This is a genomic window from Oxobacter pfennigii, assembly GCF_001317355.1.
Lineage (GTDB): Bacteria > Bacillota > Clostridia > Clostridiales > Oxobacteraceae > Oxobacter > Oxobacter pfennigii.
On the sequence record NZ_LKET01000068.1, the window covers coordinates 275,815 to 297,387 of the forward strand.

Genomic DNA, 21,573 nt, shown 5'->3' on the forward strand with positions numbered 1-21,573 from the left:
TTGTATAAGGTGACATGCCTTTACATCTCCAGCCTGGGGCATGAGAGAGATATATCCTAACTTAAAATATCAACAGCACGACAATACTGAAGGCGAGAAAAAACAGGGCATTTACAAGTTTTATGATGTGCATTTTCTGCCTTAAGATATCGGACAGGTCAAATACTTCCCTTCCTTTGTGAACTGTAAAGGTCAAAATCAGCAAGGGTATTATAAGAGCAATTCCGTATATGATGAAATACATTACTGCCTTAAGGTTGAAGCTTAAGCTTGTCCTCATAATATATATTATAGTTGCAAGGTAAACTTGCCCTACGCATAAAAACTCGCCTACGGATATGAGCAATCCCAATCCAAAGCATACAAAAATGAGGATTCCGGAATTTTCAATTGAGGTTATTTTCTTGATCCAGCTATGATTTAAGCGCCTTAAAAAAACAGGAAGCTGGAGCTTTATTTTTTCATAGTTCTCATCTTTAGCAGCAAAATAATCTCTTAAATTAAGTATGGTAAAAATGAGAGCCACAATTATAAGTATTATTTTTATAATGCTCTGTATAGAATCAAACCAAATACTGCTACTTTTAATAAAAATATTAAAAAACAAAGTGCCTATTAGAAAATATGCAATAAATTTTCCTGTTATATAAGCCAGTCCAAGCTTTAATACATTTAATCCCCTTATTGCAATCATGGAAATAAAAAACAGCATCATAGACAATGCGCAGGGATTGAAGCCGTTTATAAGGCCTGTCAGCAATACCCCTGAAGCCTCATATCCTGAAAAGGTTTCTAAAAGCTTTTCTTCCCCCATATCATTCAGCAACTTTGTTTTCAAGCCATATCCGTCTATGATTTTATTTTCAAGCTGTGATTTAATATTGTTTTCACCCGAGAGGAAAGCATCCCCGATAAATACTATGGGCACCTTTTGGGCATTTTCCGGCACCTTATATTCCTCAAAATATTTCTGAGCAAGCTGTAAGTTTACCATTTGGCCTACATTAAGTTTTGTTATTAATACTTTGGATGTGATTTTTGTCCCATTAACATTCGTTTCATATTCTTCATTTAGGTTTTGCATATATGCGTTTACTTCTTCGCAGGAGCTGCAAGGCGACACATAAAAATATATGATCTGTGAATCCGTGGAATTGTTGAATTTATCATCAATATTTATAAAAAAATCCCTATTCATCTGATTGCCTGCTCCTGTGTTTACCGTTACACTTTTACCTTTTCCCTTCCTGTTTATATCAACGGCTTTATTAAACTCTTCCTTTAACCTTCTGTTAAAGTCTTTGTCGTCAGGTATGAATGCGTCTCCTATAAAAAGTATGTTTGCAGATTCTTTTGCCTCATCCGTGACATTATACGCAGTATAATATTCATTTAAAAGCTTGCTGTTCTCCATTTGAAAAGTATTATGAAGCCTTAAATCCACATCAACAAATTCAAGTTCTTCACTTAAGATTTCATTGAAATGCTTTATAAAATCCTCTTCGTCCTTGCAAGCTTCACAGGGTTTCATATAAAAATAATCTACAGTAATGTTTACTTTTTCATTTTGAGCTGCAAGGGAACTGCCAATAGGGATAATAAAGGTGAATAGAAAAATTATAAGAGGACTTATAAAAAAGGCTGTCTTTTGCTTAAAAGATAACATATTTTCTCCTTCACTTTTATGTTCTGTTTATTTTATATGATAATTCCCTCGTGTTAAGCTTTAATTATGGTACTGTTAAGTATTATCCAAATAAATTATTGACATATAGAGTTTATACGTTTTATAATATGGCCCCACCCGCTAGCTACCGTTGGATTTCGAGTACTGGAAACCTCTTTATTGCACAACAAAAATCTCCGCAAGAATCAAATGTATTCTTATGGAGATAAGAGTAAAATTTATTTGGTATTATGCAGCGCATCTATAATTTAATCAATTTCCAGCCCCATAGATATAGCGTTATAGAATTGTTTGTCTATATAAAAATCTCTTGTGCTAACACCCTGTTTCACAAAATTAAATTTTTCATATAAATTTATTGCGCGATAGTTATCGCTTCGTACCCTTAAATTTATTTTCCGGATGACTTCTGAATTTTTTGACCAATTAATAAAATACTCTAATAATTTAGAGCCTATTCCTAATGCCCAGTATTCTTTTAGAACCGTTATGCCCATTTCGCCTGTATGCTTTGTTCTTCGTCTTTCACCTCCAGCGAAATTCAGTCCGCCCACTATTTTCTCATCTATTAATGCTAAAATAAGTATTTTATTATTGGAATTATTAATATCCTCTATGTTAGACTCTTCTTGACTGGCAGTAATACTTAATTCTCCTTTGCCAAAGGTAAGAAAATCTGATTGAGACCCTATTTTATCAAGATATTCTATATATTCTGCTGCATCACTTTTAACTGCTTCCCTTATAATAAGAGTCTGCCCGCTCTTTAATTTATATGATTCCATAGTTTACCCTCTTTTTAACATTGTAAGTTTGAAAATCATAATCATACTAAGGCTGAACACATTACCATTTAAATCCAACATTTATTAAATTTACATATTAATATATTACATTAATTCTTCGAATGCGGGCAATATAATATCGTAAGGGATATAACGGTTGAGCCAAGGCTTATATGTGCTCTTAGATGGGGTGTATATAGGCCGGCCAAAGATTGTATATTAGTCGAAAGGCCGATATACGGTCGGCGGGAAGATTTTGTATGGTTAGGAAAGGTTTTATTATGGTCGACTAATCTCGATTATAATAGGGCTCCAACTTATCTAACAAGGTCGAGCTAAGATCATGCAGGGTGATGTAATGGTCATATAGAGCCGTCAGGTTGTATATGGCTGTGTAAGTATCCTCCATGGTTGAACGAACCATCATTATAGGTAGTGAACTGTTTAGACTTGGCTGCAAGGTCATAACTGGGCATTAAGGTATCTATAATGGTGCGAGTTAAGATCGTTATGTTCCTTATTATTATTCAATCTCCATCCAGCTTACAATCCTGTCTTTTCTAAATCCAAGGCTCAGTGCCAGATTCATGGATTTATCATTTTCTTCTTCAATATGCACAAAGGGAATTTTTCCAATCCTTCTTAATTTATTTATTAAGTTTATGGTTATATCCTTTCCGTACCCCATCCTTCTGTATTTTGGCAGCACATGAAGAAAACCTATTGCTCCGTCATCCTGTGTCATTCCCCAGGCAACTGCCTTTTGCTGAATTCGAATACAGGAGCTTATACCGTTTTTTATACGCTCAGTTATATATTCAACGGAAAGATACTCTTTATAATCGGAATTGTCATATAAGAATAATGCATCTTCTGCCTTCAATTCAGAGGTATTATGCTTTAAACCGGACAGTTTTTTATCATCATCAAAAACCAATCTTAATACGGATAGTTTCCGCTTTATATTTTTACCCTGCACCAGTATTGGAATCATCCAGTCCTCAATAATGGCAAAGTTTTTATCTTCCTCGGTTAACTTATCTTTAATTATTTTAAGTTCTTCTATGGAGCTGCAGCTTATATAAACCCACTTTCTGTCGCTCACGCCTTTCACAAATATGGATTGTCCTACCTTTTCTATATGATGAATTGGATAGCTTTCAATAAAATTAATAATATTTACATTGCTGATTCTATCCCTTTTAAGATACTCCAATATATAATTTTTATCATTCATTTTACCACCTGATTTATTATAATTTTTTTTCAAAACAGACGGATTGGGGATAATCTATATATTTACCGTAATTTTTTATACGCTTATATCCATTTCTCTCATAGAATGAAACTGCATTATTATTAATAAGCCGAGTTTCAAGCCAAAGAGCAGAATAATTAAATTCCCTTGCTTTATCTTCAAGATAGCTCAGGATTTTAGAACCGCAGCCCATGTGTTTTTTTCTCACATACATCCTTTTGACTTCAGCAATATTTTCATCTATAGGACGCAAAGCGCCGCATCCTATGGCATTACCAAGAGAATCCCTTGCAACAACAAATACAGATCTTTTAAGCTTTACATCATCGGGGTTGAAAGAATTCCTCCCGCTGTCTCCCGTTATTGATTTGAGTACTTCCGATAATTCACCCGTGAGATTAACGGCATCAAAAGTATCGGGCTGTTCCAGGCTTATTATTATTTTTAAGTCATCTAAGCTCATATTTACCACCAATCTTTCAACTTAATGATATCACTCCCTCCTATATATGTTCAATATAAGTAAATATTCGGTTAACATAGTACAAAATTTGAGTTTCTTCATATATTGGCATTAAGAGCTTAAAAATCCAGGTGGTGTCAATTATAGAATACGAAGGCTTGAACTTAAGAGAGCTTAAAATTTTAGGAAAGGGAACCCAGGGAAAGGTATACAGAATTGATTCTTACAAATGCATTAAAGTTTTCAAAAGAAAAGATGAATGCGAGGATGAACTGAAGGCTCTTATAATGGCACAAAGTGATATTCATTTTCCAAGGCTTATAAGTGCCGGTGAGGATTACATCATAAGGGAATGCATAAATGGCATTGAGCTTAACAAATACCTTCAAAAGCATGCCCTTACGCCTGAAATAATGAGCGGAATTATAGAACTTTACGAGGCTATGGCAAAAGTGGGCTACAGAAGGCTGGATTCAGCGATATTTCATATTTTTGTAACGCCTGAAATATGTCTTAAGCTTATTGATACCGCCAAGGCTTTGAAGAAAAAGACGGAAAAACCCTCTTTAATACTTAAAGGCCTAAAAGAGCTTAACCTCAAGGATGAATTTTTAAACTATGCCAGGCTTATGAGGCCGGAGCTTTATAAGAAATGGATGGAATATCCCTGCCGTAAAAATATAAAATCAATAACTTCGGGGGGAATGCAATGACAAGAGGTGACCTTCATATACATTCAACGGCATCTGACGGCAGCCTCGGCCCCCGGCAAATAGTGGCGGAAGCAAAAATCCTTGATATCGATACTATAGCAATAGCAGACCATAATACAATCAATGGAATAGAAGAAGCTTTTGAAGCAGGGAGCCAGTATGGTGTCAATGTAATTCCGGCTGTGGAAATATCGGCAAAATACAGGGAGCAGAGCATACATGTGCTTGGATATTTCAGAGATTTAAGCTTTTATAATGATACCTTTCAGAGAATACTTAAATTTGTAAAGGCTCATAAGCTTAAGGAAGCAAGAGGAATATTATCAGGCTTTATGCAAACCGACGGTTCAGGTGATCATCTGTCCGTAACCGAGGGTATTGAGCTATTGAGGATATTCAATGCTGTCCCTGTACTGGCTCACCCTGTTCGTATAAGTATGAAATATCTCCCTTATATACTTAGCCAGCCCTTTGAAGGCATCGAAGCTAAATACTGTAACAACAGCGATTATGATACATTGTATTTTATAGATATTGCACTTTCCAAATTCAAGTTTTATACCGGCGGATCCGATTTTCACTCAAAGGGTTCGGGATATAAAACCCATTGTTCCATCGGCAACCCTCATCTCAATGAAGCAGAGCTTAAAAGGTTTTTAAAAGTTGCTAAACCATACCTTCATATCGGCCCATAAAACGCCGGAGGCAGCTTACATTAGCTGCCTCCGGCGTTTTCTAATTATTTTTTAGTTCTATATCTATGCCCACTACACCTATTATTTCGCCCAAACTGTTTTTAATGGGAGATGATATAGTGATGCAGGGACTTTTGGTAATTGCCGATATGTAAACAGGAGATATATAATCCTCCCCTGCAATGCTTTTTTGGAACCATTCCCTCACCTTGGCATTTGCCAAGCCTGACTGAGGCAGCGAGAAAATAAACATACCCTTGCTGTCATTGGACCATATGGCTTCAATAAAGCTGTTCTTGTTTTTGGTATTGGTCAATATCCTTTCATGTACATTTTTGTCAAGTGAATCATAGCCCGATGTACTGTAAAGCTCCTTGAAAATCTGCTTGCAGAAATTTATGTGGTTGTCCAAATTTATATTTGAATTATCGTCATCGCTGCTCAAATCACCCTTTACAAACAAATTTGACAAACTTCCTGCCGACTCATAAAGCCTCTGACTTAATTCCGAAATTCCTTCAATGCTGTTTTTGTGCTTTTGAACTGATTCCATAACATTATTGACCGATTGAGTTGTTCGCCTTACATTTCCTTCCACCGATTCAATATTGTTTTCGATTTCCCTGGTAAGCTTCTCTTCTTCTCCGGACAAATCTATAGTCTTTTCCACCAATTCGGTAACCTCTCTAAAAGCATGGTCGATTTTACTTAAGTTCTTTTCAATATTGCCCGTCAGCTCCACACCCTTTTCCACCTTTTTTGAATTTTCTTTAACTACTTCAAAAACGCCGTTTACCTCTTCCTGAATGTAATTTATAAGTGTTTTAATTTCCCCTACCGCATCGGAGGTAGTTAATGCCAGCTTTCTTATTTCTTCTGCCACTACGGAAAAGCCTTTCCCTGCCTCCCCTGCCCTGGCCGATTCTATGGAAGCATTCAAGGATAAAAGATGAGTCTGGGTGGAAATATTATTTACTGTCTCCAGTATTTTTACTATTTCCTTTGAGGAGGTTTCAAGCCTTTCCATATATTCGATGGTTTTATCGGAAGAACTTCTGATACCGCCCATTGTATTTACTATCTCCATTATTTCTTCCAGACTGCTATTTATGACATTATCTGAAGCCTGGCTTTTTTCCTTCATTCTGTATGAATTGCTGTTTGCTTCATCTAAAAGTTCAATTATGTTTTTTACGGCACTTATGGTGCTGCTTATGCTTGAATTAACCTCAGCATTCTGCCCAACCATTCCTTCAGTCTCGGCATACAGCCTAAACGCAAAGGTATTATTTTCCTCCATGGTCACGTGAAGCTGTTCAGATACGGAAGATACCTGGCTTGATGCAACCTGTGCCTCTGAATTGAATCTTTTCAGATCCTTTTTTAATGTTAAAACGGTGCTGTTAAGCTCTAAGGACTCTTTATTCTGCCTGCTTAAAATAATAAAAACTGCTGCCGTCATAACTATGGGAAAAATAATAAGCTTGACCCATAAAATATCAATCGGCAATGCCGCCAAGCCTAAAGATAATATGCCTATTACGCAGTAAGTTATAATAGCTTTGAATTTTAACATAAGTAATACCCCCTCGTCATTTTGCGGTAAATAAAAAAGCGCCATGGTAAATAAAAGCTTTCCAGACGCCATTGCCTTGACTTTGTAAAATTTAACAATTATTATATTACTTTATCATAATTTTTTACTTTATTCAACAGCAAAATCAATGTTTGCTGATTACACGTAATATATCTTTTAAAATAAATATTATGAACAATAATGTGAACCTAGCATAAAATGATAGTAATTTAATTTATATAAACGAGGAAATTATATGGGCTTTTATGTAAGAGTAGAACCAGACGTAAAAATTTACGTAGAAGACTTGAATCCAAAGGGCAAAAAAGCTATCCTTTTTCTTCATGGCTGGCCGGGAAGCCACAAATTGTTTGAATATCAGTTTAACGCACTTCCCCAATTGGGATACAGATGCATAGGAATAGATACAAGAGGTTTTGGAGATTCGGATAAACCGTATTCAGGCTACGGTTACGACAGGCTATCCGATGATTTAAGAAGCGTCATTGAAGCCCTTAAGCTAAATGAAGCAACTTTATTGGGGCATTCAACAGGAGGTTCTATTGCAGTAAGATATATGTCTAGGCACAATGAATACGGTATATCCAAGCTGGTCTTATGTGCCGCGGCGGTACCCAGCCTGATTATCCGGCAAAACTTTCCCTACGGACTTCCAAATGATGCTGTGAACAGCATCATTGAAGAAACCTACAGAGACCGTCCGAAAATGCTTAGAGAATTTAGTAACATGTTCTTTTACAAGCTCACAACTGAAGCCTTGTCTGATTGGTTCTTCCAATTAGGACTTGAAGCTGCAGGATGGGCAACCGCCTCTATTGCCAAAACCTGGCTTGGTGAAGAAGAACTGTTTTCTGATATGGGGAAAATCAGCGTTCCCACTCTCATTCTTCACGGAATTCATGATAAAGTATGCCTCTTTCCTCTTGCCGAAGCACAAAATAAAGGGATTAAGAATTCAAGGCTTGTGGCTTTTCAGGAAAGCGGACATGGACTATTTTACGATGAACATGACAAGTTTAATAAAGAGCTTATGCAATTTATTGAAGAGTAAATCATCAAAAAAGATAGGAGTTTATTCCTATCTTTTTATATTTTTTATATGTATAAACTAAAATATTTACCAGATTTTCGGCATTTCCTTGGTTATCTGCTCCACTGCTGCCACTGTCAAGGCGCAGCCTATAAACATTATAATCATAGATAAAGTGCGGTTTGTATTGGATAGAAAGCCTCCTACAGTTGCAACGCCAATACCCACAAACGCAAGTATAACCTTGCCTCTTATCTCTTCGCTCATTAAAAATTCCAGCAAAGACATTTTGGGCTCCTTATCATTTTTAGGACTCATATATTACTCCCCTTCCTGTAATAAAATACTTTCTTTATTATTCCCTTTATGTATATTGTAATGCCTCAATAATCATAACTTGTACTCTTTTTATTTTAGCATATATAAGGATAAAAGCCATAGCAGCAGAAAATTTTTCAAGTAGCGCCCTTTCCTGAAATAAGGTACTATAGTAAAATATAAACATTAAATTTTTCATGTTAATTTAATAGAAATTATGTAACGTATCCGGAGGTTTGCCGTGAAATATAAAGATACATTTGCTGCTGAATTTATAAAAAGGCCTAACCGCTTTATAGCCCATGTACTGCTTAATGGTAAAGAAGAAATCGTCCATGTCAAAAACACGGGGCGCTGCAGGGAAATATTAATCCCCGGCATTAAAGTCATCCTTGAAAAAGCAGGTAACCCGGACCGTAAAACTGCCTATTCACTTATCGGCGGCTATAAAGGAGACACCCTTATAAATATAGATTCCCAGGTACCTAATGCTTGCATATTTGAAGGAATACAAAATAAAAAAATCGATGCGCTTAATGATGTGATAAAACTAAAAAGAGAGGTCACTTACAAAAATTCCAGATTTGATATATATTTTGAAACTCCATCTGAACAAGGTTTTATCGAGATAAAGGGTGTGACGCTGGAACAGAATGGGACAGCCCTCTTTCCCGACGCTCCAACAGAGCGCGGTTATAAGCACGTTAATGAAATGATAGAAGCAATTGATGAAGGCTATAGAGGGTATATATTTTTCCTGATTCAAATGAAGGGCGTTGACATCTTCACTCCTAATATTAATATGGATCCCGAGTTTTCAAAAGCTTTAAAAAAAGCAAAGGAAAAGGGAGTAAAAATACTTGCCTTTGATTCATTGGTTAAGGAAAACGAAATAATCGTGGATAAGGAAATAGAGGTTATAATTTAGCCTCTGTTTTTCATGTGTTCTCTCCAGTCACCCTTGGGTACCAATATACCATTCTTTATTGCATAATCCTCATTGCAATAGATGTATATAAAACAGCCGGTTTTTTCGCCGCCAATAAGCTCAGCCACAGTTTCCACCCTTTCATAAAGGTTATTCAAGCCCGGTCCGAAGTAATCCTCCAGGCAGTCTATGCTTTTTAAAATTTCCTTTGATGAAAACTCTATAAGCTCTCCGAAAACTTCCCCGGTACCCTTAATTAAGGCCGGATAACCTTCCGGCAGATGATATAAATCACCCCTTGTTTTAGCTTTTCTTATTGAAGCTATACTGTCTTCAAAAAAATTATGTTTGAGGAACCCTCCATCAACGTCCCATAAACAAATATTTTCAGCATGAAAAATCACCCCTGCTATCTCTAAATGTATCTGATATTTTCAATGAAAACTAATATTTAACTGCAATTTATAGTAAATAAAACGTACAAACAAGTTTTCTGAACTATACAAATCATCAATACTTTTCTATATAGTATACTATGAAATTTTAAAAAACCATTATTTTTCAGGCTGTATTTGCTATAATAGCAATAAAAGGGGGTAATTAAATGGGGCTATTTGATTTTATTAAAAGTCAATTTATAGAAGTGATTGAATGGACGGATGACAGCTTGAATACCATGGTATACCGCTTTCCTGTGCATGGTAAGGAAATAAAGATGGGAGCCCAGCTTACGGTAAGGGAATCTCAGGCGGCGGTATTTGTTAATGAAGGGCAGGTTGCCGACGTATTCGGCCCGGGAAGATACAGCCTTGACACACAGAACATGCCTGTTCTTACCAAGCTTAAGTCCTGGCAATATGGATTCAACTCGCCTTTTAAGGCTGAAGTATATTTTGTCAACACTAAACAGTTTACTGACCAGAAATGGGGTACCACAAATCCGGTGATGATGAGGGATGCAGAATTTGGGATGCTGCGTTTGAGGGCTTTTGGCATATTCTCCTTCCGCATTGCCGACCCTGTAAAGTTTCTCAAGGAAATATTGGGCACCAACGGAGAATTTGATACCGAAAGTATAGCAGGACAGCTCCGCCGTTCCATAGTATCAGGGATATCCGATCTATTAGGAGAGACAAAGGTAGCTGCCATAGACCTTGCCATGTATTATGACGAACTAAGCAGTCAGGCTAAAGAAAAACTGCAGCCCAGATTTGACACATATGGGCTTACGCTTACATCCTTCTTTTTTGAAAATATATCCCTGCCTGAAGAAGTAGAAAAGGTATTGGATAAAAGGACTTCAATGGGAGTAATAGGCAATATGCAGCAGTACGCACAGTACCAGGCAGCAGAAGCTATAAAGGATGCGGCCAATAATCCCGGAGGCGGCATTGCCGGTGCAGGAGTAGGCTTGGGTGCAGGAGCCGCTCTGGGAAATATGATGGGTGAGGCTTTCAAAACTATGAACCAGCTTCAACAGCCAATGACTATGGAAGATCGGTGTCCCGGCTGCAATTCGCGAGTACCTGCGGGCTATAAATTTTGTCCTCAATGCGGAAAGCCAATGGCTCCGCCCAGTGAGAAATGCATAAAATGCGGCAGTGAAATTGACCAGGGTACGAAATTCTGCCCTGAGTGCGGTACATCTCAAGCAGCCGATTTAGTATGTAAAGGCTGCGGAAACAAATTGAAGCCGGGCTCAAAATTTTGCCCTGAATGCGGCAATAAAATGCAGTAGGGAGGAACTTACTTATGGAGACTGTACCGGATAATTCTGAAGGTAATATAAAAAGGGAGAGTACCCATAACTACCCCTGCCCCTCATGCGGGGGCAATATGGAATTCGCTCCGGAGTGCCAGGCATTAATATGCCCTTATTGCGGAGGCAAAACAGATGTTGAAAAGACAAGTTACGGAATACAAGAGCATGATTTTTTTTCTGCCGAAGATACGGCGCATCAAAACTGGGGCAATGAAAAGAGGGTAATACGCTGTCAAAACTGCGGAGCCCAGACTGTACTGGACGAAACTGATGCAGCAAAATTTTGTGCATTCTGCGGGTCGCCCCATGTTGTGAAACAGGAGGAATCACCGGGTATCGTACCTGAATCCCTCATACCTTTCAAAATTACCAGAGAGAATGCACTGGAAGGCTTCAAAATGTGGATAAAAAATAGGTTTTTTGCCCCCAAAGCCCTTAAAAATGAGTTCAAGGGCGGCAGGCTATCCGGGGTATACATACCTTCCTGGACATATGACTCCAATGCATACTCAACATACACGGCAGAAGCCGGTACATATTACTATGAGACAGAAACCAGATGGGTGGAGGAAAACGGACATCGCAAAATGGTTACGGAGCAGGTTAGGAAGATAAGGTGGAGATATGTCTCAGGTCGATATGATGAGTTTTTCAACGATGTACTGGTCAATGCTTCAAATCAGGTGAATGAAGGACTTATGAAAAAGCTGGAGCCCTTTCATTTAAACGAGCTTGTTATGTACAAACCCCAGTTCCTGTCCGGTTTCCTCGCGGAAAGATATAGCATAAACCTTAAGGAAGGCTGGGACAGGGCGAAAAATCATATCCGTGAGGAAATAAACAACGCAGTCATCCGGCAAATAAATGCTGATGAAGTCAGGTGCTTATCTGTTGACACTACTTACTGCGATATAAAATTCAAACACATACTGCTGCCTGTATGGATGTCGGCATATATTTACAAAGGGAAAACCTATAGATATATGGTGAACGGGCAGACCGGGGAAGTCCAGGGTCACGCACCCATAAGCCCTCTTAAGGTGGGTCTGGTTATCCTCGCATTTATAGCAGTTATATCGGCGTTGGTGTTTATATTCAATAAAAGCAGATAATATAACAAGCCCCTGCTTTTGCAAGGGCTTTTATATTAAATTTTTTTATTGTTTTTACGCCTTTTATCCTTGCCGGCATCTATATGCCTGCCTGACATATAGATAGCCCATATTCCCCCTGCAATAAATAACACAAAAACTATTGCCAGAAAGATTCTTATAGGCTCCACTTAACTCACCTCCCTTTTTAAAATTCAGGAAGCGAGTATCCCCCTTTATATTTAGACCCGTTGAACCTCACTGCATTCAATTCCATTAATTTTTTTGCAACATAAACGGTTATATATAAGGCTATGAACTTCAATATCAATACCAAAACTGCATACTCTGATTTTATTCCATTATATATGGCTGTTGTTTTATGATGGACACATGTTTTCTCACTTGGAGTGTATAAATCTATGAAAGAAACATTCCGAGAAAAAGTATATGCGCAATCGGCTCTGCTTTCTGGATGGGTTTTTAAGACATCAAAGCCGGTGTTTAAAAATGGAGTTTTTAAAATATATAAGATAGCAATTATGCTTAAAAACAACCTGTTTTTTTCATGTCTTCTCATAAAGGTATTCCTTCTTTTGTTAAAAATATAATAGAATTCCTAAAATACCTGATATCAATACTGCAACAATGGGATTAAGTTTGAATTTAAACAGCGTTAAAAATATCCCTATGCATATTAAAATACTTTTTATATCAACAAATGCCACTTTGCCTATAGATACAATTGATGATGCTATAAGCACAATTACTGCCGGCCTTATACCGTTAAACAGAGCTTTTAATATTTTATTGTCTTTAAACTTGAAAAAATATCTTGCTGCAATGGTGGACAATATTATACATACCATTACAACTCCTATAGTACCTGCCAAAGCCCCTGCAATACCTGCCACCCTATAGCCTACAAAAGTAGAACTGTTAACGGCAATTGGCCCCGGAGTCATCTCTGCAATGGCTAAGATATCGATGAATTCATTGGGGCTTAACCACTTATGTATTTCAACAATCTCAGTTTGTATAAAGGGTATCATCGCATAACCGCCGCCAAAAGTAAAGGCGCCAATTTTTAAGAAAGTAAGAAATATATCAATTATTTTCTCCAACATTTTTCTTACCCCCTTTATATTCTATTGCCACTCCGATAAGGCCTGATATGATTATAATAAATATGGGATGAACTTTAAAGAGTAAAAGTACAACTACCAAAGCACCTATTATTATATTAAACTTTGATACTCCAACATTTTTCCCCAGCTTGAAAACCGCATAAGCAAGCAATGACACTACTGCCGGACGTACTCCTTTAAAAATTAATTCCACCACTCTGTACTGTGTAAAATGTGCAAAGAACATTGCAATTGTAAGTATTATAATAAAGGATGGAAGTACTCCGCCTAAACAGGCAACCGCTACTCCGGGCAGCCCAAATAATTTATAACCTAGTATTGCTGCTGTGTTGATTGCAAATACACCTGGAAGCGACTGAGCTATTGCTATAATATCTAAAAATTCTTCTTCCGTTGTCCACTTTTTCTTATTGCATATTTCCTCTTGAACGAGGGGAACCATTGCATAACCGCCGCCTATTGTAAATGCTCCGATTTTAAAGAACACCATGAAAAGTTCAAGTAATTTTACCAATGTCTGGACACCTCCTGTAACTATTATATTCTGATACTTTTTCTGGTTTTTATTCTGGATATAATAAGATTGCTTTCAATATTGACAATGCCCGGTATCACATAAATCTCCTCCCGCAAGAATTTTTCCAGGTCTTCATTCAATTCCATAACAGCATGAACATGGAGATTGGAAGATCCGGTCATCTGATATATATCGGTTATTTGCTCTTTAGATGCAAGTTCAGCGGCCACCTGATAAAGATATCTAGGCTCAGCCTCTATATCAAAAAAAGCCGAAACTGTCCTTCCGACCTTTTGGGGATTTATTATTATACTGTATTGCTCAATAACACCCTCTTTCTCCAAAGCCTCTATGCGGCTTTTAACTGCGACTCTTGAAAGGTTTACGTTTTTTCCGATTTCGCTGTATGACATCCTGGAGTTTTGAGTCAGCAGATCAAGTATCTGCTGATCTATAGCATCTAAATTATTAAATTTCATATTGCTCCCATCCTTTCAATTAACTATACAATTTAAAAGACACTAATTATTACAATACGTAATAGTTTTATTACACTTATACATTATATCATTAAAATGTTGAACACTTATTAAAATTCTTTATTGCGTTTTGTAGTTTTTTTGTTTATGCATTGATGTTTTTCTTTCCTTTTGTGAATTATATCTTTATTAATCGGACATTTGTAATTCACACACTTACATATATTATCTGAAACACTAGATTTTATGCTGTATCAAGCAATCGAAACATGTGTATGGCGCAAGGTTTGACTTTCATTTTTGCTTATGCTATCTTTTTAATAAATATTTATCAATTTAATAAGGCACACCAAACAAACACCATATTCTTGATAGCAGTATCCGGCGATTTAGTTCTTTTTAAGAGTGTCATGCCTCCAAATGAATAATTATTCATTTGGAGGTTTTTGTATAATGATTAAATTGTCGAAATTTTTTGTATTTTCTATTTAAGGGGGTGAAGGTAATAATTTTCTGTTCAATTAATGCAGAGCATGCAATAACTATTTTTATTTCTGCTTTATATATGGTATATCAAAAAAATAGTCGAGGTGAGATGATTTGCTAAACTATATAATCAAACGTCTTATTCAGCTTATACCCGTATTGATAGGCGTATCCATCGTGGTATTCTTGATGATTTATCTTATCCCTGGTGATGCCGCTGAAATTATCGGTGGTCCTGCCGCTACTGCAGATGAGGTCGCAAATATAAGGATTAAACTTGGATTGGACAGGCCTATGCATGAACAGTATTTAAGATATATGTCAGGAGTATTAAAAGGTGATCTGGGTTTTTCATTTCAGACCGGCCAGCCGGTGTCCGAAGCAATTAAAACCAGATATGTCAATACTTTTAAATTGGCAGTTTTCAGTGCAGTTGTGGCTGCCATTATCGGAGTGTGTGCAGGAATCATAGCCGCTGTAAAACAAAATTCCTGGTTTGATTATCTTTGTATGTCTGTTGCAACCTTGGGGATATCTGCTCCTACTTTCTGGATTGGCCTTATGCTTATTATCGTATTTTGTGTGAAATTCAAAATATTCACCATATCAGGATTCACGGGGCAAATATGGACAAAGGAAGGTTTAAAAGGCATGGTGCTTCCTGCCGTAACTCTTGGTTTTAACTCTGCAGCTATGATAGCCAGAATGACCCGTTCTTCAGTGCTTGAAATAATCCATCAGGATTACATACATACCGCAAGAGCCAAGGGATTAAGTGAAAAAATTGTTGTGTTAAAGCATGCATTAAAAAATTCTTTGATTCCGATAGTTACAGTTATCGGTGTTAATTTCGGAAGCCTTCTTGGAGGAACAGTTGTCGTTGAATCGGTATTTGCTATTAATGGAATTGGAAGGCTTATGGTTCAGGCTATAAACGCCAGGGATTTTCCCATGGTTCAGGGCGCGGTTTTAATTGTTGCTACTACCTTTGTACTGGTAAATCTCATAACCGATATAATATATGCTGCTATAGATCCAAGGATATCTTACAAGTAGGAGGTGCAATTATGGCAGAAATTAGCAAAGACACGCAGGCAGAAAAAAAAGTTAAAAACCGCAGTTCAAAAAAACCCGGGCTAGGATTATGGAAAAGGCTCAAGAAAAACAAATTAGCCATGGCGGGACTTTTCATAGTATCAATAATTTTTATTGTTGCCCTCTTTGCTCCTTTGATTTCCCCTTACGACCCTGATAAGCAGGATGTGACCATCCGCCTTTTGAAAATAGGCTCCCCTGGGCATATCTTAGGCACTGATGAATACGGCAGAGACTTATTGAGCAGAGTCATATACGGTGCACGAATTTCTCTTCTGGTCGGATTTTGTTCAGTAGCTTTTGGGCTGATTTTCGGAGTAATATTAGGCCTTGTATCAGGATACTATTCAAAGCTTGACAGTATAATAATGAGAATCGTCGATATACTTTTGGCTTTCCCCGGAGTCCTCTTGGCTCTCGCCATAGTTTCAGCTCTTGGCCCCGGAATAATAAATGTAATAATCGCCATTGGAATATGGTCTGTACCTACCGTTGCAAGAGTTGTAAGAAGTACCGTGCTTTATATAAAAGAGCTTGACTATGTTACGGCTGCCAGAGCACTTGGGGATACAGACTTCAATATAATATTCAGAGAAATTCTTCCTAATTGCATATCACCGATTATTGTATATGCTACCATGAGACTGGCGACAGCAATTCTGTCCGCTGCCACATTAAGCTTTCTTGGCCTTGGTGCCCAGCCTCCGATGGCTGAATGGGGTGCCATGGCTTCAACAGGAAGAAATTTCATATATCAAGCTCCCCATCTTACCCTCATACCCGGTGCTGCCATAATAATTGTGGTATTTGGCTTTAACTCCTTAGGCGATGGTTTGAGGGATGCACTTGACCCTAACCTTAAAAATAATCTGTAGTTTGGGTGAGTATATGCTCACTTAAAATAAATCAGCCAATTAATTTTAAAAAATGGAGGAATGAAAAAATGAAAAAGAGACTTCTAGGTATAGTCATGTCAGTTACCCTTTTATCTTCATTATTTACAGGCTGCGGCTCTTCTTCCAGCCAGGGACAGAATAACCAGCCGACAAATCAGCCTGTGGAACAAAAGCTTACCTACGTTTCCATGACCGATGCTGTCGGCGTATCTCCCATACTTACAAACGACTCGGCATCCAGCAATGTTTTGAGAGGAGTTTATGAAACATTGTTCATGAAAGACCCCGTAACGGGCGAAATCAAGCCCCTATTGGCAGAATCCTATACAAACCCCGACCCGAACACATGGGTTATAACACTTAAAAAGGATATCAAATTCCAGGACGGTACTCCTTTTACCTCGGAAGCCGTCAAATACACTTTTGAAAAAATATTGGATCCTGCTACTGCTTCACCCAGAGCCAGTCTGATAAAATCAGTAGATAAAATTGAAGCTCCGGATGATTATACAGTAATACTTCATACAAGTGAGACTTACGGTATTATGCTTACAGCCCTTGCCCATGACAATCTGTCCATAGTAAACCCGGCAGCAGATAAAGCCGGTGACATAAACAGAGATGCCACCAATGCCGGAACAGGCCCCTTCATATTTAAAGAATGGGTTCCAGGTGACCATATAACCCTTGTTAAAAACCCAAATTACTGGCAGGGCGAGCCAAAACTTGATACAGTTATATATAAAGTTGTCCCTGAAATGGCGACTGCAGTTACAATGATAGAAAACGGCGAAGCCGATTTCATGGTCAGCGTACCTCCGGAACATCTTGACAGGTTGAAGAACAATCCTGATGTTACGGTAACAATGCTCGAAGGAAACCCTACAAGATATGTAGGCTTTAACTTCGAAAAAGCCCCCTTTGACAACTTAAAGGTAAGACAAGCTGTATCCTATGCATTAAACAGAGATGCTTACATAGGTACATTAAATGGTTTAGGCTACAAATCAAAGGGCATAATCGGCCCAAGGCTTATAGGTTATGACAAAGAAATAGAAAATCACGGCTACGATTATGATGTAGCAAAAGCAAAGCAGCTCCTCGCTGAAGCCGGATATCCTGACGGATTTAAAGCAGTACTTTCCGTAGGAAATACCGATATGTATATGAAGATGGCACCTTATGTACAGGCACAGCTTAAGGAAATAAACATTGATGTTGAACTTAATGTATTGGATTGGGCATCTTATCTTGCACACTGCAAAGCCGGCGAGCAGCAAATGTACATAAACGGATGGTCAAATGTAACAGGTGACGGAGAAGAATTACTGTATCCTCAATTCTACTCAAAAAGCATAGGTGCATCCAATTATTCAAGGTATAACAAGCCTGAAATGGATGAACTTATTATAAAGACAAGAGTCACTGTAGATCAGACTGAAAGGGTTAAGTATTTAAGAGAAGCCAATATCAAATTTACAGATGACGTTGCATGGGTACCCATGTTCAATGACAATGTTACTTTAGCCGCAAGAAAAAATGTTAAAGGTATAGCATTCGAGTCAAATAATGAATTCAGGCTTAATAACGCATACAAAGAATAAGGTGATATTATGGGTGTACTCCTTGAGGTTAATGACTTAAAAACATATTTTTATACTATGGAAGGTATCGTACCGGCAGTAGACGGCGTGAGTTTCTCTATAAATAAAGGTGAAACTCTTGGAATTGTCGGAGAATCGGGCAGCGGCAAAAGCGTTGCTGCCCGCTCCATTATGCGCCTGATACCAAGCCCTCCCGGTAAAATCATCAATGGTTCAATTATCTTCAACGGCGAAGATATACTTTCAAAAAAAGATAAAGATATGAGGGAAATCAGGGGAAATAAAATTGCCATGATATTTCAGGATCCCATGACTTCCTTAAATCCTCTTTTTACAATCGGTGATCAGATTATCGAAGCAATAATGATACATCAGAAATTATCCAAAAAAGAGGCCATAGAAAATGCCGTTGAAATGCTGAAGTTGGTTGGAATACCTTCTCCCGAAAAGAGGATTAAAGATTATCCTCACCAGATGAGCGGCGGTATGAGACAAAGAGTTATGATTGCCATGGCTCTCTCCTGCCGTCCTGATTTGCTTATTGCAGACGAGCCTACGACTGCATTGGACGTTACCATACAGGCGCAGATACTTGAACTTATTTCTGATATAAAAGACAAATTCAATATGTCTGTCATGATAATCACCCATGATTTAGGAGTAGTAGCCGGCGTGGCAGATAAGATAATAGTTATGTATGCCGGCAAACTGATGGAATATGGAGATGTCAGCAGTATTTTTTCTTCTCCCCTCCATCCTTACACTAAAGGTCTTATGGAATCCGTACCCAAAATAAAAACCGAAGGCAAGCGCCTTAAATCCATAGCAGGTTCCCTTCCTAATCTTACAGAGAATTTTAAAGGCTGCCGTTTTGCAGAAAGATGCAGCATGGCAAATAATATGTGCTTTTTATCTGAACCTGACCTGACTGAAGTTGATGGAAGACAGGTACGGTGCTTTCTATATCCTAACGGGGAGGTATAATTATGGAATATTTGCTTCAGGTTAAGGATTTAAAAAAATACTTTCCTATAAAAAAAGGACTGTTTTCAAAAACTGTCAATTATGTCAAGGCCGTAGACGGAATTTCTTTTAATATTGTAAATGGTGAAACTCTAGGCTTGGTGGGTGAATCAGGCTGCGGAAAATCTACTGCCGGAAGAACAATTTTAAGGCTTTATGAGCCAACTTCCGGTGAAGTAATTATCGATGAAATTAAATTCACCGACCTTGATAAAGAATCATTAAGAAAGAAAAGAAAAGACATGCAGATAATATTCCAGGACCCCTATGCCTCTTTAAACCCCAGATTATCTGCGGGAGAAATTATCGGCAGAGCTATTGATATACACAATATTGCAAGCGGAAAAGAAAGGCAGGAAAAAATACTAAGCCTTTTAGATACTGTGGGCTTATCAAGCAGTCACTACAACAGATACCCCAATGAATTCAGCGGCGGGCAAAGGCAGAGGATAGGAATTGCCAGAGCCCTGGCGGTAAATCCTAAATTAATAATTTGCGACGAGGCTGTATCTGCCCTCGATGTATCCATACAAGCGCAGATAATAAATCTGCTGGAAGATATTCAGGAAAAGTATAAAATAACCTATATTTTTATTGCACATAATATGGCAGTTGTTAAGCACATAAGCAATAATATAGCAGTTATGTATCTTGGAAAAATAGTTGAAATGGCAGATAAAGATGAATTATTCGATAATCCGATGCATCCTTACACAAGAGCCCTCCTTTCCGCTATCCCTGTGCCTGACCCTTCAATAAAGCACAAAAGAGTCAGGCTCCAGGGGGATGTACCCAGCCCTATTGATATACCGGAAGGCTGCAGGTTCTGCAAAAGATGCCCGGAGAAAACAGATGTATGTGAAAAAATTGAACCGGAATTGATTGATTTAGGCGGCGGCCATATGGTAGCCTGCCATAACAGGAGGTAATTATTTTATGAATACTTCGGATATAATGAATTTGGCCCTTGAAATGTCCGGCTGCAAAAATATCCCGGATGATTCTGAAATATATGTTGAAGGCGATAATATAAAAAAAGTGCTCTTCGGCATAGATATGACCAACGCGGATATATATATGGCAAAATCAGCCGGATATGATGCCGTGATAAACCATCACCCCCTTTCCTGCTCCACCAGAGCATATAATGTATTCCTGGAAAATATAAAGCTCATGGTGAATGCCGGAGTACCTGAAGAATATGCCAGAAAGGCTGTGGAAGATAAGTACGAAGCGCTTAAGATAACAGCCAGCACCAAAAATTATGATGAGGTCGTGTCGGCAGCAAAATTAGTTAATATGCCCCTTTTAAATATACATCAGCCCTTAGATGAGATCGGACGTAAAATAATGCAGGATGCCATTGATGATATCTTAAAAGAAAACCCTGAGGCTGTACTTGATGATATCGTAAAAGGTCTTAACGGGATTTCTGAGTTTCAGCGTGCACGGACTAAAATTGAAATTCTCATGGGCAACGGCAAAAGTAAAGCCGGCAAGACCTTTTTTGCTCACGGTGCCTATACAAACGGCGGCTATGACATTGCCAACACATGCTTTGAATGCGGCATAAATACGGTATTATACATTCACATTGCACATCCGGATTATAAAAGGTTAAAAAATGAAAACAAAGGAAACCTCATTGTTACAGGCCATATAGCCAGTGACTGCGTCGGAATTAACCCATTTATTAAAAAGCTTGAAGCCCTGGGAATTGAAGTAACAGGTATCAATGGCATAATATAAACATAATTTTTTTCTTTGTTAAGCAAACTATATATTGTGTTATTAAAAACTACGTGATATACTATAAAAAAAGGGGAGTAGCTGGAGCTTACGGCTTCTAATTGTTCGTCAGTACGGTTAAAAACCCGGACAGTTAGCTCATATGAGATTGCAAGACCTTTGCCTAGAATAATTGGCAGAGGTCTTTTTTATGTTACTCTGTCAGAAAAACTGATAATTTTTCAATTTAGGCTAATTATAATTAAGAGG

The 21,573-nt window shown here is 37.9% G+C and carries 24 protein-coding genes; 12 read left to right on the forward strand and 12 right to left on the reverse strand.

What is annotated here, in order from left to right:
• Positions 1-61: 61 nt before the first annotated feature.
• The 4 genes from OXPF_RS20725 to OXPF_RS20740 form a co-directional block, all read right to left on the reverse strand.
• Complete coding sequence (locus OXPF_RS20725) at positions 62-1,666, reverse strand: hypothetical protein (RefSeq protein ID WP_054877112.1); 1,605 nt, start codon at positions 1,664-1,666, stop codon at positions 62-64.
• A 269-nt stretch (positions 1,667-1,935) separates the two neighbouring features.
• Positions 1,936-2,472, reverse strand: coding sequence for a GNAT family N-acetyltransferase (locus tag OXPF_RS20730; protein ID WP_054877113.1), 537 nt, complete (start codon positions 2,470-2,472; stop codon positions 1,936-1,938).
• A gap of 523 nt (positions 2,473-2,995) precedes the next feature.
• Complete coding sequence (locus OXPF_RS20735) at positions 2,996-3,709, reverse strand: GNAT family N-acetyltransferase (protein ID WP_054877114.1); 714 nt, start codon at positions 3,707-3,709, stop codon at positions 2,996-2,998.
• Positions 3,710-3,725: 16 nt separating this feature from the next.
• Entirely contained in the window at positions 3,726-4,193 is a 468-nt protein-coding gene (locus OXPF_RS20740; RefSeq protein WP_054877273.1) for a GNAT family N-acetyltransferase, read from the reverse strand.
• Positions 4,194-4,327: 134 nt separating this feature from the next.
• Here OXPF_RS20740 and OXPF_RS20745 point away from each other — a divergent pair, with 134 nt between their 5' ends.
• Entirely contained in the window at positions 4,328-4,906 is a 579-nt protein-coding gene (locus OXPF_RS20745; RefSeq protein WP_341443089.1) for a hypothetical protein, read from the forward strand.
• Entirely contained in the window at positions 4,903-5,601 is a 699-nt protein-coding gene (locus OXPF_RS20750) for a PHP domain-containing protein (protein WP_054877115.1), read from the forward strand. Before OXPF_RS20745 ends, OXPF_RS20750 begins: the two co-directional genes overlap by 4 nt.
• Before the next feature lie 40 nt (positions 5,602-5,641).
• Here OXPF_RS20750 and OXPF_RS20755 read toward each other — a convergent pair whose 3' ends face one another.
• A complete protein-coding gene (locus tag OXPF_RS20755) occupies positions 5,642-7,177 on the reverse strand; it encodes a methyl-accepting chemotaxis protein (protein ID WP_054877116.1) in 1,536 nt (511 codons plus the stop codon).
• A gap of 256 nt (positions 7,178-7,433) precedes the next feature.
• On the opposite strand from OXPF_RS20755, the gene OXPF_RS20760 reads away from it, so the two are divergent.
• Positions 7,434-8,249 carry an alpha/beta fold hydrolase gene (locus tag OXPF_RS20760; protein WP_054877117.1) on the forward strand — a complete coding sequence of 272 codons (816 nt, stop codon included), beginning with the start codon at positions 7,434-7,436 and terminating at the stop codon, positions 8,247-8,249.
• A gap of 66 nt (positions 8,250-8,315) precedes the next feature.
• Here OXPF_RS20760 and OXPF_RS20765 read toward each other — a convergent pair whose 3' ends face one another.
• Positions 8,316-8,546 carry a hypothetical protein gene (locus tag OXPF_RS20765; RefSeq protein WP_054877118.1) on the reverse strand — a complete coding sequence of 77 codons (231 nt, stop codon included), beginning with the start codon at positions 8,544-8,546 and terminating at the stop codon, positions 8,316-8,318.
• Positions 8,547-8,787: 241 nt separating this feature from the next.
• Here OXPF_RS20765 and sfsA point away from each other — a divergent pair, with 241 nt between their 5' ends.
• Entirely contained in the window at positions 8,788-9,474 is a 687-nt protein-coding gene (gene sfsA, locus OXPF_RS20770; protein ID WP_054877119.1) for a DNA/RNA nuclease SfsA, read from the forward strand.
• On the opposite strand, the gene OXPF_RS20775 is transcribed toward sfsA, so the two are convergent.
• Positions 9,471-9,878 carry a gamma-glutamylcyclotransferase family protein gene (locus tag OXPF_RS20775; protein ID WP_242854473.1) on the reverse strand — a complete coding sequence of 136 codons (408 nt, stop codon included), beginning with the start codon at positions 9,876-9,878 and terminating at the stop codon, positions 9,471-9,473. The two genes, sfsA and OXPF_RS20775, sit on opposite strands and share 4 nt — an antisense overlap.
• Positions 9,879-10,078: 200 nt before the next feature.
• Between OXPF_RS20775 and OXPF_RS20780 the strand changes: the two genes are divergently transcribed.
• Positions 10,079-11,212, forward strand: a complete 1,134-nt coding sequence (locus tag OXPF_RS20780) for an SPFH domain-containing protein (RefSeq protein ID WP_054877120.1) — start codon at positions 10,079-10,081, stop codon at positions 11,210-11,212.
• A 14-nt stretch (positions 11,213-11,226) separates the two neighbouring features.
• A complete protein-coding gene (locus OXPF_RS20785; protein ID WP_054877121.1) occupies positions 11,227-12,348 on the forward strand; it encodes a TFIIB-type zinc ribbon-containing protein in 1,122 nt (373 codons plus the stop codon).
• Between the two features lie 35 nt (positions 12,349-12,383).
• Here OXPF_RS20785 and OXPF_RS23455 read toward each other — a convergent pair whose 3' ends face one another.
• Genes OXPF_RS23455 through OXPF_RS20805 form a run of 5 tightly spaced genes read right to left on the reverse strand, consistent with a single transcriptional unit; the run spans position 12,384 to position 14,471 of the window.
• A complete protein-coding gene (locus OXPF_RS23455) occupies positions 12,384-12,518 on the reverse strand; it encodes a hypothetical protein (protein WP_278308414.1) in 135 nt (44 codons plus the stop codon).
• A gap of 17 nt (positions 12,519-12,535) precedes the next feature.
• A complete protein-coding gene (locus OXPF_RS20790) occupies positions 12,536-12,907 on the reverse strand; it encodes a hypothetical protein (RefSeq protein WP_054877122.1) in 372 nt (123 codons plus the stop codon).
• A gap of 19 nt (positions 12,908-12,926) precedes the next feature.
• Positions 12,927-13,454 carry a chromate transporter gene (locus OXPF_RS20795; RefSeq protein ID WP_054877123.1) on the reverse strand — a complete coding sequence of 176 codons (528 nt, stop codon included), beginning with the start codon at positions 13,452-13,454 and terminating at the stop codon, positions 12,927-12,929.
• Positions 13,435-13,989, reverse strand: coding sequence for a chromate transporter (locus OXPF_RS20800; protein ID WP_201779751.1), 555 nt, complete (start codon positions 13,987-13,989; stop codon positions 13,435-13,437). Before OXPF_RS20800 ends, OXPF_RS20795 begins: the two co-directional genes overlap by 20 nt.
• A gap of 23 nt (positions 13,990-14,012) precedes the next feature.
• Positions 14,013-14,471 (reverse strand): Lrp/AsnC family transcriptional regulator, encoded by a 459-nt coding sequence (locus tag OXPF_RS20805; RefSeq protein ID WP_054877124.1) that lies wholly within the window; start codon positions 14,469-14,471, stop codon positions 14,013-14,015.
• 600 nt (positions 14,472-15,071) lie between these two features.
• Between OXPF_RS20805 and OXPF_RS20810 the strand changes: the two genes are divergently transcribed.
• The 6 genes from OXPF_RS20810 (at position 15,072) to OXPF_RS20835 (ending at position 21,324) form a co-directional block, all read left to right on the forward strand.
• On the forward strand, positions 15,072-16,013 hold the full coding sequence (locus tag OXPF_RS20810; RefSeq protein WP_054877125.1) for an ABC transporter permease: 942 nt from the start codon (positions 15,072-15,074) through the stop codon (positions 16,011-16,013).
• An 11-nt stretch (positions 16,014-16,024) separates the two neighbouring features.
• A complete protein-coding gene (locus OXPF_RS20815) occupies positions 16,025-16,927 on the forward strand; it encodes an ABC transporter permease (RefSeq protein WP_054877126.1) in 903 nt (300 codons plus the stop codon).
• 68 nt (positions 16,928-16,995) lie between these two features.
• Positions 16,996-18,552 carry an ABC transporter substrate-binding protein gene (locus OXPF_RS20820; RefSeq protein WP_054877127.1) on the forward strand — a complete coding sequence of 519 codons (1,557 nt, stop codon included), beginning with the start codon at positions 16,996-16,998 and terminating at the stop codon, positions 18,550-18,552.
• A 9-nt stretch (positions 18,553-18,561) separates the two neighbouring features.
• A complete protein-coding gene (locus OXPF_RS20825; RefSeq protein ID WP_054877128.1) occupies positions 18,562-19,536 on the forward strand; it encodes an ABC transporter ATP-binding protein in 975 nt (324 codons plus the stop codon).
• Positions 19,537-19,538: 2 nt separating this feature from the next.
• Positions 19,539-20,504 carry an ABC transporter ATP-binding protein gene (locus OXPF_RS20830; protein WP_083480084.1) on the forward strand — a complete coding sequence of 322 codons (966 nt, stop codon included), beginning with the start codon at positions 19,539-19,541 and terminating at the stop codon, positions 20,502-20,504.
• A gap of 7 nt (positions 20,505-20,511) precedes the next feature.
• The gene (locus OXPF_RS20835) at positions 20,512-21,324 is read left to right on the forward strand and encodes a hypothetical protein (protein WP_054877130.1); all 813 of its coding nucleotides are present in this window, start codon (positions 20,512-20,514) and stop codon (positions 21,322-21,324) included.
• Positions 21,325-21,573 lie beyond the last annotated feature (249 nt).